At 64.6% G+C, this 13,997-nt stretch carries 8 protein-coding genes and 1 pseudogene; all 9 read left to right on the forward strand.

Annotation, left to right across the window (positions count from 1 at the left end; translation table 11 throughout):
* Positions 1-1,413: chromosomal replication initiator protein DnaA (gene dnaA, locus AB7Z56_RS00005; RefSeq protein WP_063980098.1), on the forward strand; the 1,413-nt coding region annotated here is incomplete at its 5' end.
* A 280-nt stretch (positions 1,414-1,693) separates the two neighbouring features.
* A complete protein-coding gene (gene dnaN / locus AB7Z56_RS00010) occupies positions 1,694-2,812 on the forward strand; it encodes a DNA polymerase III subunit beta (protein WP_014491013.1) in 1,119 nt (372 codons plus the stop codon).
* Between the two features lie 109 nt (positions 2,813-2,921).
* Positions 2,922-4,058, forward strand: coding sequence for a DNA replication/repair protein RecF (recF, locus tag AB7Z56_RS00015; RefSeq protein WP_063980099.1), 1,137 nt, complete (start codon positions 2,922-2,924; stop codon positions 4,056-4,058).
* Positions 4,059-4,178: 120 nt separating this feature from the next.
* Positions 4,179-4,922: a hypothetical protein gene (locus AB7Z56_RS00020; RefSeq protein WP_063985953.1), complete on the forward strand. Its 744-nt coding sequence runs from the start codon at positions 4,179-4,181 to the stop codon at positions 4,920-4,922.
* 106 nt (positions 4,923-5,028) lie between these two features.
* Positions 5,029-7,212, forward strand: coding sequence for a hypothetical protein (locus AB7Z56_RS00025; protein WP_063980100.1), 2,184 nt, complete (start codon positions 5,029-5,031; stop codon positions 7,210-7,212).
* 245 nt (positions 7,213-7,457) lie between these two features.
* Positions 7,458-9,896: an arylsulfatase gene (locus tag AB7Z56_RS00030; RefSeq protein ID WP_063980101.1), complete on the forward strand. Its 2,439-nt coding sequence runs from the start codon at positions 7,458-7,460 to the stop codon at positions 9,894-9,896.
* 164 nt (positions 9,897-10,060) lie between these two features.
* Positions 10,061-10,246: pseudogene (locus AB7Z56_RS00035) on the forward strand (hypothetical protein); the annotation flags it as partial.
* A gap of 139 nt (positions 10,247-10,385) precedes the next feature.
* The gene (locus AB7Z56_RS00040; protein WP_063980102.1) at positions 10,386-11,129 is read left to right on the forward strand and encodes a hypothetical protein; all 744 of its coding nucleotides are present in this window, start codon (positions 10,386-10,388) and stop codon (positions 11,127-11,129) included.
* A 282-nt stretch (positions 11,130-11,411) separates the two neighbouring features.
* A complete protein-coding gene (gyrB, locus tag AB7Z56_RS00045) occupies positions 11,412-13,847 on the forward strand; it encodes a DNA topoisomerase (ATP-hydrolyzing) subunit B (RefSeq protein WP_441256131.1) in 2,436 nt (811 codons plus the stop codon).
* The last annotated feature ends 150 nt before the right edge of the window (positions 13,848-13,997 follow it).

Below are 13,997 nucleotides of genomic sequence, written 5' to 3' on the forward strand. Positions count from 1 at the left end.
ATGAACACATCGGAACAGGATCGCTGGTCACGCGTGAAGAGCCGGCTGCGCTCGAACGTAGGCGAAGACGTCTATACGAGCTGGTTCGCCCGTATGGATCTGGAAGGCGTGCAGGAGGAGAGCGTGCGGCTCTCGGTGCCGACGCGCTTCCTGAAGAGCTGGATTCAGGCGCATTATGCCGAGCGCGTACTGTCGTGCTGGCAGGCCGAGGCGCCGGAAGTTCATCGCATCGATCTCACCGTTCGCTCCGCGGTGCGCCCGGTCGTGCAGCAGAAGGAGACGCCTGCGCCGGTCGAAACACGCCGCGCGCCCGCGCCGGAACTGCGCTCGACGGCGACTGCGCCGGTCTCCGCAAACCACGACGCGCTCGGCGGCTCGCCGCTCGATCCGCGCCTGACCTTTGCAAGCTTCGTCGTCGGCCGCTCCAACACGCTGGCGCATGCGGCGGCTCGTCAGGTCGCCGAAGGGCGTCGCGGCGATCCCGTCATGTTCAATCCGCTCTACATCCATGCCGGCGTTGGCCTCGGCAAGACGCATCTGCTCCAGGCCGTGACCTGGGCCGGCAATTCCGGCAACGAGCGCAAGGTGCTGTATCTCACGGCCGAAAAATTCATGTACGGCTTCGTCGCCGCGCTGAAGACGCAGACGGCGCTCGCCTTCAAGGAAGCGCTGCGCGGCATCGACGTGCTCGTAATCGACGACCTCCAGTTCCTGCAGGGCAAGTCGACCCAGGCCGAGTTCTGTCACACGCTGAACGCGCTGATCGATGCCGGCCGCCAGGTCGTGATCGCGGCCGACCGTCCGCCGTCCGACCTCGAAAGCCTCGACGATCGCGTGCGCTCGCGCCTCGCCGGCGGCCTCGTGGTCGAGATGGGCTCGCTCGGCGAAGAACTGCGGCATGGCATCTTGAAGTCGCGCGTCGCGGCGGCCCGCGCCCATCACGCCACCTTCGACGTGCCGGAGGAGGTGCTGCTCTATCTGGCGCGCACCATCACCCATAACGGCCGCGACCTCGAAGGCGCGATCAACCGGCTTCTCGCGCATTCGAAGCTGAACAACCAGCCGGTGACGCTGGAGATGGCCGAGCGCGAGGTGCGCGATCTGGTCCGGCCGCAGGAGCCGAAGCGGATCAAGATCGAGGACATCCAGCGCGTGGTGGCGCGGCAGTATAATGTCAGCCGTTCCGACCTCCTGTCCTCGCGCCGCACCGCCAACGTGGTCCGTCCGCGCCAGGTGGCGATGTATCTCGCCAAGACGCTGACCCTGCGCTCGCTGCCCGAGATCGGCCGCCGCTTCGGCGGGCGCGACCACACCACGGTGCTGCACGCCGTGCGCAAGATCGAGGCGCTGGTCAACAAGGACACGGCGCTGTCCGAGGAAGTCGAGTCGCTGAAGCGCCAGCTTCAGGAATAAACGCCTAAGGCTCCTGCCATTCTCCCGCCGCCCCGGCCATGCCTGGGCGGCGGTGTTCGTTTGCCGGGACGGCCGCCCTCCTTTTGGGCTGTAAATCGTGGGGAACCACCCCGCAATCCCTTGAAACGGATGGCTTTCCGCGCCACCTTGCGCGACCCTGACGGCTTTGGTCATATCGGCTGGATGATCCGGCTTTTCGGGGTCTTCGATGCCGTGGCGCGCGTCCCGCCGCCCGGCTTTTCCAACGTTGTGTTTCCTTGGGGATCGGGCGAGTAGTGCAATGAAGGTTACGGTCGAACGCGCGCAACTCCTGAAATCGCTGGGTCATGTCCACCGCGTGGTCGAGCGCCGCAACACCATTCCGATCCTCGGCAACGTGCTGGTCCGCGCCGAGAACGCGAAATTGTCGCTGAAGGCGACCGACCTCGACCTCGAGGTGACCGAGACGCTCCCGGCCGAAACCGCGACCGCGGGCTCCACCACCGTGCCGGCGCACATGTTCTACGACATCGTGCGCAAGCTGCCCGATGGCTCGCAGATCGTGCTGGAGGCCGACGGCGACCGCGCCGTGCTGGCGATCCGCGCCGGCCGCTCGCGCTTCACGCTGCAGACCCTGCCGGAGAATGATTTCCCGGATCTCGCCGCCGGCGACATGTCGCACTCGTTCTCGCTCGCCGCCAAGGACGTCAAGCGGCTGATCGACCGCACCCAGTTCGCGATCTCGACCGAAGAGACGCGCTATTATCTCAACGGCATCTATCTGCACGCCGCGGGCACGGCCACGGCCGCCACCCTGCGCGGCGTTGCCACCGACGGCCACCGGCTCGCCCAGCTCGACCTGGTCCAGCCCAAGGGCGCCGACGGCATGCCCGGCGTGATCGTGCCGCGGAAAACCGTCGGCGAGGTGCAGCGCCTGATCGAGGACAACGAGGCCGAAGTCACGATCGAGCTGTCGCAGGCCAAGATCCGCTTCACGATCGGCAATGTGGTGCTGACCTCGAAGCTGATCGACGGCACCTTCCCCGACTATGGCCGCGTGATCCCGCAGGGCAACGACAAGGAACTCGTCGTCGACAAGAAGGATTTCGAGAACGCGGTCGACCGCGTCTCCACCATCTCCAGCGAGCGCGGCCGGGCCGTGAAGCTCTCGCTGTCGCCGGGCAAGCTGGTGCTATCGGTCACCAACCCTGATTCCGGCAGCGCGACCGAAGAGCTCGAAGTCGAATACGCCTCCGACGCCCTCGATATCGGCTTCAACTCGCGCTACCTCCTCGACATCGCCGCCCAGATCGAAGGCGACGTCGCCACGCTGAAGCTCGCCGACCCCGGCTCGCCGACCCTGGTGCAGGACAAGGACGACAAGAGCGCGCTCTACGTGCTGATGCCGATGCGGGTGTGAGGCCTACCGGCCTCCTTCGCATTGCCTACATACGTCATGGCCGGGCTTGTCCCGGCCATCCACGTCTTGGGAGCCTGAGAACGTGGGTGCCCGGCAATGACAGAGTGATATGACCCCCTCCCGCATTCAACGCCTGACGCTGACGCATTTTCGCAATTATCGGGCGGCGGGGCTCGAGACGGCGGCTGACATGGTGGCGCTGGTCGGGCCGAACGGGGCCGGCAAGACCAATTGCATCGAGGCGATCTCGTTCCTGTCGCCGGGCCGCGGCTTGCGGCGCGCCACGCTGGAAGATGTTGCCGACAACCAGGGCGACGGCTCCTGGGCGGTGTCGGCGCAGGTCGAGGGCGCGCTGGGGCTCGCCACGCTCGGCACCGGCATCGACGCGCCGCGCGCGGACGCCACAGTCAGCCGGCGCTGCCGCATTGACCGCGAGCCGGTCAATTCGGCCACCGCCTTCGGCGACCATATCCGCATGGTGTGGCTGACGCCGGCGATGGACGGGCTGTTCATGGGCGCGGCCTCCGAGCGGCGGCGCTTCTTCGACCGCCTGGTGCTGGCGATCGACAGCGAGCATTCCAGCCGCATCTCCGCGCTCGAACGCTCCCTGCGCTCGCGCAACCGCCTGCTCGAGACGCGCAATTACGACGACCATTGGTGTGATGCGATCGAGCGCGAGACCGCGGAGCTTGCGGTCGCGGTCGCCGCAACGCGCGGCCAGACCGCAGCGCGCCTCACCGGCATGCTCAACGCCCGCGCGCAGGAATCCGCCTTTCCGTCCGCGCAAATCGCGCTGGACGGCTGGATGGAGAATGCGCTGCTCACGGAGACCGCGACGTCGGTCGAGGACCGCTACCGCCAGATCCTGCGCGACAACCGCCCGCGCGACGCCATCGCCGGCCGCACCACCGACGGCCCGCACCTCACCGATCTCCAGGTGATCTATGCGCCGAAAAGCATGCCGGCGCGCGATGCCTCGACCGGCGAGCAGAAGGCGCTGCTGATTGGCCTCGTGCTGGCGCATGCGAGCCTGGTCGCTGAGATGACCGCCATCGTGCCGCTGCTGTTGCTCGACGAGGTCGTCGCGCATCTCGATCCGAACCGGCGCGCGGCGCTGTTCGAGGAGCTGCGCAAGCTCGGCGCGCAGGTGTGGCTGACCGGCGCCGACCCCGCCGCCTTTGCCGACATTGGCGCAGGCGGCGACGTCTTTGACGTCGAGAGCGGACGTGTCTCCGCCCGGCGCTAGACCGCGCCGTTGAACCCGGCCGTTTGCAATCGCGACTAGCCTTTTGAGGCCGTGGCGATGCCTGTCACGGCCGTCGCCAGCGCGCAAATGACGTCACGCGCGAAAACCCTGGAGAATGAGATGCGGACGGTAAGGACCGGGGCGCGAGTCCCGGCTCAATGGCTGGCCTTTGCGTGCGGCCTCCTCTTGCTTGCGGTCTGCATGCTCGCAGCAAGCGCCAGCGCCTGGGTGCCGCATCTGTCGCCGCTGTTCGCGTCGGCACTCACGCCGGACCCCGCTGCCAAGCTGCCCGCGCCGACCCGTTACAGCTACCGAGGAACGCACACCACCGTCGTCAAGGGCATTGAAACGCCACTCCGCACAAGGCTGGAGGCCACCGTGCCCGCCGAGCTCGGCGACGTCCTCGCCTTCTACCGCACCGAACTCAGCAAGCTCGGCTGGCAGGAGCAGCGCGATGGCGCGGTGGTCTCCGCCGATCACGTCAAGCTCGCCTTCGCCTCCCCGCTCGGACCTGGCATGCTGGCGCTCGACCGCAAAGACGCCAGCACCGCCGTCAATCTCGTGCAGAAGAACGCATCTGTCGCGGCCAATGCGAACGTGATGCCCGAGCCCGGCCAGGCGAAGCTGGTGTTCTCCAATATCAGCGAAACGGAAGCCTCGCTCACGATCAACGACCGGACCATCAAGCACGCCGCCGGCGCCTACGCGGTTTCGCTGGATCTGCAGCCCGGCAGATATTCCTACGAGGTGAGCGTGCCGGGCCATCCAGCCACGACGAACATCCTCAACTTCGCTGCCGGCGATACCTGGGAGCTTACGGTCGGGCGCGACGGAGAGGCATGGTCGCCGCTCCTGCTGTATTGAACCTCCCGGGTTTCTGCCGCGACTTCTCGTCTGAGGCCGCGCCGACGGTGTCGCAGCCTGCAAATGCGCACGCCTGAGCCGTGCGCGATATCCTGGAGACGTGACGATGTCGATGATCCCGCGCGGGACGCCAGTCCCGGCACGATGGCAGCTGCTTGCCTGCGGCCTTGTCCTGATGGCGAGCTGCTCGACCGCGGCCGCCGCCGACGGAGGCATCGTCGACGTCCATGCGCTGCCGCAGCTCGAGGGCGCGGTGGAAGACACCTCGCGCCCCGATCCCTACCGCGTCGAATACCGCATGCCGACGCCGGAAGCCGTGACATCGCCGGCGGTGAAGAAACTCCTCAGCGCCGACGGCTGGGTGCTCTATGTGAGGCCGCTGGAGGAGAAGAGCACCAATCTGAACTTCAAGAAGGGACGGCAGGGCCTTTCGGTTCACTTCACGCAGGCCCTCGGCCGGCCCGATCAATCCGTGGTCTACTACACGACCGACCGGATCTACGGGAACGTGCCGTTTCCGGACGGCGCGAGCGACATCATGTTCGATGGGACCCGGCCCTATCTCGGCTGCATCGCGCCCAGCGCGCTCGATGCGACGTCGGATTTCTACGCCAGCCAGATGGCCGCGATCGGCTGGCAGAAACTCACGCCGGAAACCGCCGCGCGCTGGACGACCAGCCTGGATGAAACCGTTCCCAACGGCCTGCGCGCCTTCTACGCGCACCCTGACAGCAAGGACACCGGCTTCTACCAGCAGAAGCCGGTGATGCTGACGCTGACACGCCGCGACGACGGCCGCACCAATATCGATATCCGCGTCGCGCCCTTCGCGCTGCCCAGCGAGCTCAAGGCCGATGGCGATCTGGCCGGCCTGCCGCGGCCAACCCCGACCAAGACGGCCAGGGGCCTCGGCAGCGCAAGCTCCAACAAGCGCGAGATGTCGGCCGCCGCGATGGCCGAGCTGCCCGCCGTGCTCGCCTTCTATCACCGCGAGCTCGCCGCGCGCGGCTGGCAGGAAGATGGCAGCGCGCCGCTCGCGCCCGGCGACGAAGTCGCAATCAAAGTCTCCAACGCCGAGGAGACCGGCGTGCTGCGGCTTGGCCGCAAATATGATTTCACCATGATCAGCCTGAACGTGCAGGTGAAGGACTCCGCGCTTGCCGCCCGCGCCAAGGCGAAGAAGGAGGCCGACGACAAGTTCTTCAGCGATGCCGCAGCAGCCGCACAGAAGATGATCGCCGCCGACGAGGCGCGGCGCAAGGTGCAGGCCGCCGGACTCTCCGATGCGCCGCTCAATGCGCTCGCCGACAGCAAGACACCGGTGCCGCTGCCCGAGACCGCCGAGGGCGTGATATTCGAAGGCGGCGACGGTCGGCTCGAATTCTCCTCCAATTCGAGCGTGAAGGCGCTCGGCACCTTCTACCGCGCATCGCTGAAGAACGCGGGCTGGAAGGAGCAGCCCTCCGTCATCAACCAGCCCAACATGGCGGTGATGGAGTTCTCCAAGGGCGGCAAGTCGATCTCGATGACCGTGATGCAGATGGGCCCGAAAGTGAATGTCAGCGCCACCGGCTCCGGCCTGGTCGTGGCCGCGGCGAAGCCGGTCGAGACCAAATCGGCACAATCCAAACCGACAGAATCCAAGGCCATGCAGGCCAAATCGACCGAGCCGCTGAAGCCCGATCCCGATTCCGCCCTGCCGGTGCCGACGCAGCGCAGCTCGAGCGGGATCAGCTCGACGAAATTCCCCGGCAGCGACCAGTCGTTCCGCAAGGAGCTTGAAGCCAGCATTCCGGCTGAGCTCTCAGATGTCCTCGCCTTCTATCGCGCAGAGCTCACCAAGCGCGGCTGGCAGGAAAAGACTGACGGCGCGACTGTTACCGCCGAGCGGGCGGAGCTGGCGTTCACCTCGCCGGAGGGGCCGGCCATGCTGAAGCTCGGCCGCGCCAGGGAGGAGACAACGGTCAGCCTGGTGCAGCGGAATCCGCAGGCAGCGGCCAAGGCCGACATCATGCCCAAGGCGGGACAGGCGAGGCTGATGCTCGGCAATATCGGGCCGAAGGAGGCGTCGCTGACGATCAACAAGCAGACCATCAAGATCGCGGCCGGCGCCGGCGGCCCGCAATCGCCGAAAGGCCCGATGCTCGATCTGCCGCCCGGCAAGTACCAGTACGCGCTGCGCCTGCCCGGGCAGCCCACTCGCAACGAGACCCTGACCGTAGCCGCCGGCGACGCCTGGGGCCTCTTGGTGGGGCCAAGCGGCGACGTGCTTCCGCTGCAGATGTATTGAGGTGCGACGAAGCAGGTGCGCCCACGCGCAGCCGGCGTTTCGGACCCGTGGGCGGAAAGTTGATCTAAATCAACAGAGCGTTGCGGCGTTGCCTCCCGAATAGGCGTCAACAAGGTTCTGACGTCTCCAAGAGGGAGCTTGCAATGACGCGTACCCGTCACGTTGACGATAGCTCAAAGCCAGAAAGCCGCTTACTAAACCACCGCAACTTGCTGCTTTGCGGCACTGCACTGACCGTCGCTTTTATGCTGTGCGCGCTGGAGACGACCAGCCTCGCGCAGCAAACCACCGGCACGCCGGGTTCGCCGAGCGCCACGACAACCATCGATGGCAAGCAGCTTCCGCCTGAGCCTCCGAAGTTCGAAGGCGTGATCAAGGAAGATGCCACGGACTCCAAGCCATACTGGCCACCGTCCGTTGTGCCGCCCAAAGGCGCGCCGAACGTGCTGCTGATCATGACCGACGACCAGGGTTATGGCGTGACCGGCACCTTCGGTGGGGTGATCCCGACCCCGAACATGGATCGCATCGCCAAGGCGGGCCTGCGTTACACGCAGTTTCACTCGACAGCGCTCTGCTCGCCGACGCGGGCAGCGCTGATCACCGGCCGCAACCACCACTCGGTCGGGTTTGGCGTGATCGGTGAAATGTCCACCGGCTATCCGGGCTACGATTCCGTCATTGGCCAGGAAAGTGCGACGATCGGGACCATTCTGCGGGATAACGGATTTGCCACCTCATGGTTCGGCAAGAACCACAACACCCCGACCTATCTGTACAGCTCAGCCGGGCCGTTCGACCAATGGCCAATCGGCATGGGATTTCAGTATTTTTATGGGTTCATGGGCGGCGAGACCGACCAGTGGACGCCTTACCTTTTCCGCAACACGAGCCAGGTTTTTCCATGGGTCGGCAAGACCGGCTACAACCTCATCACCGACATGGCGGATGACGCCATCAACTACATGAACGGACTGAACGCGGCGGCGCCCGAGAAGCCGTTCTTCGTCTACTACGTGCCCGGCGGCACCCATTCGCCGCATCAGCCGAAGAAGGAATGGAGCGAGAAGTTCAAGGGCAAGTTCGACATGGGTTGGGAGAAGCTGCGCGAGCAGATCTTCGCCAACCAGAAGAAACTCGGGGTGATCCCGGCGAACACCCAGCTCACCGCCTGGCCGGATACGCTGCCGAAGTGGGACTCGCTCTCGTTCATCCAGAAGAAATTGTACGCGCGCGAAGCCGAGGTGTTTGCCGGCTATGCGGCGTATACCGACTACGAAATCGGCCGCGTCATCCAGGCGGTCGAGGACATGGGCAAACTCGACAACACCCTGATCATCTACATCAGCGGCGACAATGGCACCAGCGCCGAAGGAACCCTCGAGGGCACGCCGAACCAGATGACCGCCTACAACGGCATTCTGAAACTGCCCGAAACCGAGCTGATGCTGCACTACGAGGATTGGGGCTCCGACAAGACCTACCCGCATATGTCGGTGGCGTGGTCGTGGGCCTTCGACACCCCGTTCAAGTGGACCAAGCAGGTGGCATCGCACTTCGGCGGCACCCGGCAAGGCATGGCCATCTCATGGCCCGGCCACATCAAGGACGTCGGCGGCATCCGCAGCCAATTCCATCACATGATCGACATCGTGCCGACGATTCTGGAAGCCACAGGCATTCAGGCTCCCGACACCGTCAATGGCATCAAGCAAAGGCCCATCGAGGGCGTCAGCATGGCCTATACGTTCGACCAGGCTAACGCCAACGCGCCGTCAAAGCGCGACACGCAGTATTTCGAGATGTTCGCGAACCGCGGCATCTATCACGATGGTTGGTATGCATGTACGACGCCGCCTGCGCCTCCCTGGCTTCTGGGCACCGCCAAGCTGCCGGGGATCAATGAATACAAGTGGGAGCTTTACAACATCGCCGAGGATTACTCGCAGGCCAATGACCTCGCAGCCAGGAATCCCGACAAGCTCAAGGAGTTGCAAGCGTTGTTCCTGTCGGAGGCGGCGAAATACCAGGTCTTTCCGCTGGACAACTCGGTCCTGCCCCGCATTGTGACACCGCGCCCAAGCGCGACCGCCGGACGAACCGTTTTCACATATTCTGGTGAGAACGCTGGCATCCCTGACGCTAACGCTCCGAGCCTTCTCAATAAGGATTACACGATCACGGCCGAGGTTACCGTTCCTAAGGGCGGCGCGGAAGGAATGATCGCAACTCTAGGCGGTCGCTTTGGCGGATACGCCCTCTACCTGCTCAAAGGCAAGCCTGTCTTCGTCTATAACCTGCTCGATCTAGAACGGTACCGCTGGGAAGGCGGCATTGGCGGTCGCGACTTGTTTACCGATGCGCTCAAGCCGGGCAAGCACACCATTGTATTCGACTTCAAGTACAACGGACCCGGCCCGGGTAAGGGTGGCACCGGTGTACTGACGGCCGATGGCAAGCTGGTGGCCGCAAAGACGATCCCGCACACGATTCCGTTTCTTATGGCCATCGACGAAACGTTTGACATCGGCAGCGACACCCGCACGACGGTGGACGACAGCTATAAGCTGCCCTTCCGTTTCACCGGCAAGATCGACAAGCTGACCTTCAAGCTTGGCGCGACGCAGATGACGGAGGATGAGCAAAAGGTCATTCGACACGCGCTCGAAAGAGCGAGGGACTGAGCGCGACAAGTCGTGGCGATTCATGTCGGCCCCAACGCCACGACTCATCCTTCTTCGCTAAGAAATCGTTCGGCGGGATCCGCTTCGAAAGCCCGCGCGAAATATCATCGCGTATAGAAGGGAGTGCCGGCAGTGGATTCTTCATTTGGCGCGCTGGATGCGTTGCCGGCGCCGGCGGCCCGCAATCGCCGAAAGGCCCGATGTTGGATCTACCGCCCGGCAAGTATCAGTACGCGCTGCGCCTGCCCGGGCAGCCCGCTCGCAACGAAACCCTGACCGTTGCCGCCGGCGACGCCTGGGGCCTCCTGGTGGGGCCAAGCGACGACGTGCTGCCGCTTCAGATGTATTGATCCCGCCGCCTGTGCCTGTAACGGCCAGGTTGAACCTGTCCAGTTGGTGGGGCGACTAGTCGTCCGGAGGCGGCGGCGACTGTGTCGCAGCCGCTGCATCGCGCGAAGACTACAACGCGCGACATCCCTGGAGAGTGGCATGACGACGGTGAGGCGCAGAACGAAGGTCCCGGCACGATGGCGGCTGTTCGCGTGCGGCCTCGCTCTTCTCGCGGGCGGCCTGGTCGCCGCAGGCGCCGGCGGATGGCTGCCGCACCCGTCACCGCAAACTTCGGCCGCACTCACACCGGCGGATCCAAACGCCGAGATGCCGGTGCCGAAGCAACACAACTTCTCCAGCTCCAACACCACCCATATGACCGGCATCGAAATCCCGCTGCGGGTCGGACTCGAAGCCCATGTGCAGGCCCAGCTCAGCGATGTGCTCGCCTTCTACCGCAGGGAGCTCGCAAAGCGTGGCTGGGAGGAAAGGCCTGAAAGCACTGTGGTTGCCGCCGATCATGTGCAGCTCGCCTTCGCCTCACCCAAGGGGCCGGCCACCCTGAAGCTTGGCCGCGCGCAGGACGAGACCATTGTCAGCCTGGTGCAGCGGAATACGGAGGCCGCGGCGAAGGCCAATTTCCTGCCGATAGCAGGACAAGCGCGGCTGATATTCGGCTATCTCGCGCCGGACACGGCTTCGCTCACGATCAACGATCAGACCATCAAGATCGCGGGCGGCGTCAATCACCCACAAACGCTGGATCTGCCGCCCGGCAAATATTCCTACAAGCTGGTCGTGTCGGGCTATCCGGTGCGCACCGATACCATCACCGTGGCCTCAGGCGAGGCCTGGTCCCTCAGCTTGGGCGACGACGACAAGAGGCCGGATCAGATCTACTGAACCTGGTGGCCTGTTCCGGGGCGCCACGGCGCCTGGGAACGCGCTTCTCCGCCCCGCAAAATCCACGCCTTCAAGAGCTAAAAACAGGGCCTCGAATCGCCCTTTTCGCAAGCCCCAGAATCGGCCTCCAGGAGCCTTGAAAACCGGCAAAAAATCCCTATTTCGTCAAAGGGTTGCCGGAAGATACTTTGCGCTAGGCGCAAGCGGTCTTTCATGGCACAAATAGCCTGCAAATCAGCGCCTTTTGCGCCGCTGATTCGGGCGACATCTCGAAGGCCTCTCATGACAGAACCTGCTCGGCAGACGCCTGCCGAAAACGAGCCCTCAAATCCAAGCGATTACGGGGCGGAATCGATCCGCGTGCTCAAGGGTCTCGACGCCGTCCGCAAGCGCCCGGGCATGTATATCGGCGACACCGACGACGGCTCGGGCCTGCACCACATGGTCTACGAGGTCGTCGACAACGCGATCGACGAGGCGCTCGCGGGCCACGCTACGCGCGTCGACGTCGTGCTCAATGCCGACAATTCCGTCACGGTGCGCGACGACGGCCGCGGCATTCCCGTCGACATCCACAAGGGCGAAGGCATCTCCGCGGCCGAGGTCATCATGACCCAGCTCCATGCCGGTGGAAAGTTCGACCAGAATTCCTACAAGGTCTCCGGCGGCCTGCACGGCGTCGGCGTCTCCGTCGTCAACGCGCTGTCGAGCAAGCTCGGCTTGCGCATCTGGCGCGACAACAAGGAGCACTACATCGAGTTCGCCCATGGCGATGCGGTCGCACCGCTGGTGGTGGTCGGCGACGCGCCGGGCAAGCGCGGCACCGAGGTGACGTTCCAGGCCTCGACGGAAACCTTCAAGAACATCGAATATGATTTCGCGACGCTGGAGCACCGCCTGCGCGAGCTCGCCTTCCTCAATTCCGGCGTCAACATCGCGCTCTCAGACATGCGCCATGCGGTCGAGAAGCGCGAGGAGATGCACTATTCCGGCGGCGTCGAGGAGTTCGTCAAATATCTCGACCGCAACAAGAAGGCGATCGTGCCGGCGCCGATCATGGTGCGCGCGGAGGCCAACGGCATCGGCGTCGAGGCGGCACTGTGGTGGAACGACAGCTACCATGAGAACGTGCTGTGCTTCACCAACAACATCCCGCAGCGTGACGGCGGCACCCATCTGGCCGGTTTCCGCGGCGCGCTGACACGCCAGGTCAACGGCTATGCCGAGGCCAATGCGAAGAAGGAAAAGATCGCGCTGACCGGCGACGACTGCCGTGAAGGTCTCACCGCCGTTCTCTCGGTGAAGGTGCCCGATCCGAAATTCTCGTCGCAGACCAAGGACAAGCTGGTGTCCTCGGAAGTGCGTCCCGTGGTCGAGAACGTCCTCAACGAGGCGCTCCAGGCCTGGTTCGAGGAGCACCCTAGCGAAGCCAAGATGATCGTCGGCAAGGTGATCCAGGCCGCCGCCGCGCGTGAAGCCGCGCGAAAAGCGCGTGAGCTGACGCGCAAGAGCCCGCTCTCGGTCTCCTCGCTGCCCGGCAAGCTCGCCGACTGCCAGGAAAAGGATCCGGCCAAGTCCGAACTCTTCATCGTCGAGGGCGACTCGGCAGGCGGCAGCGCCAAGCAGGGCCGCAACCGCGAATTCCAGGCGGTGCTGCCGCTGCGCGGCAAGATCCTCAACGTCGAGCGCGTCCGCCCCGACAAGATGCTGGGAAGCGAGCAGATCGGCACGCTGATCACCGCGCTCGGCACCGGCATCAGCGACGAATTCTCGATCGAGAAGCTGCGCTATCACAAGATCATCGTGATGACGGACGCCGACGTCGACGGCGCCCACATCCGCACGCTGCTGCTGACCTTCTTCTACCGTCAGATGCGCGACATCATCGACGGCGGTTACCTCTATATCGCCCAGCCGCCGCTCTATAAGGTCAGCCGCGGCAAGTCCGAGCAGTATCTGAAGGACGAGCGGGCGCTCGAGGATTATCTGATCGACACAGGCCTCGACGACTGCGTCTTCATTCCCGGCGTCGGCGGTGATCGCACCGGCCGCGATTTGCGCTCGCTGGTCGACGACGCCCGCACCGTCCGCAGCGTCCTGCGCAATCTGCACAGCCGCTACAATCGCAAGGTGATCGAGCAGGCCGCCATCACCGGCGTGCTCAACAAGGCGATCTACGGCGATCCCGAGAAAGCCGCCGCAGCGGCACAATACATCGCGGGACGGCTGGACAACCAGGCCGAGGAGGTCGAGCGCGGCTGGGTCGGCCAGTACGTGGAAGGCCAGGGCTTCCAGTTCGAACGCACCGTGCGCGGCGTCAAGGAAGCCGCCGTCATCGACGCCGCCTTCCTGGGCTCGGTCGAAGCCCGCAAGCTCGACGAATACACCGTGAAGCTCCAGGACGTTTATGCCCGCCCTGGCAAGCTGCGGCGCAAGGACATCGAGCACATGGTCTACGGCCCGGTCGACCTGTTCGAAGCGGTCACCGACGCCGGCCGCAAGGGCGTCACGCTGCAGCGTTACAAAGGTCTGGGCGAGATGAACCCGGAGCAGCTCTGGGAAACGACGCTGGACATCGATGCGCGCTCGCTGCTGCAGGTGAAGGTCAAGGAAGTCGACGAGGCCGACGACATCTTCACCAAGCTGATGGGCGACGTGGTCGAGCCGCGCCGCGACTTCATCCAGGAACATTCGCTGAGCGCGACGATCGATATCTGAGGCTCGTGGCTTTGGGTGATCGTCATGCCCGGGCTTGTCCTGGGCATGACGTTCCATGCGCCTCAATTATCGTCGAACAGATTGACATCCCGAGACCGAGACCATTTTCCTTTGTGGTGTAAAACGGCTCGAACAAGCGAAAGCTTTCCG

It is taken from the genome of Bradyrhizobium sp. 482_C4_N1_8 (genome assembly GCF_052075965.1).
GTDB lineage: Bacteria > Pseudomonadota > Alphaproteobacteria > Rhizobiales > Xanthobacteraceae > Bradyrhizobium > Bradyrhizobium barranii.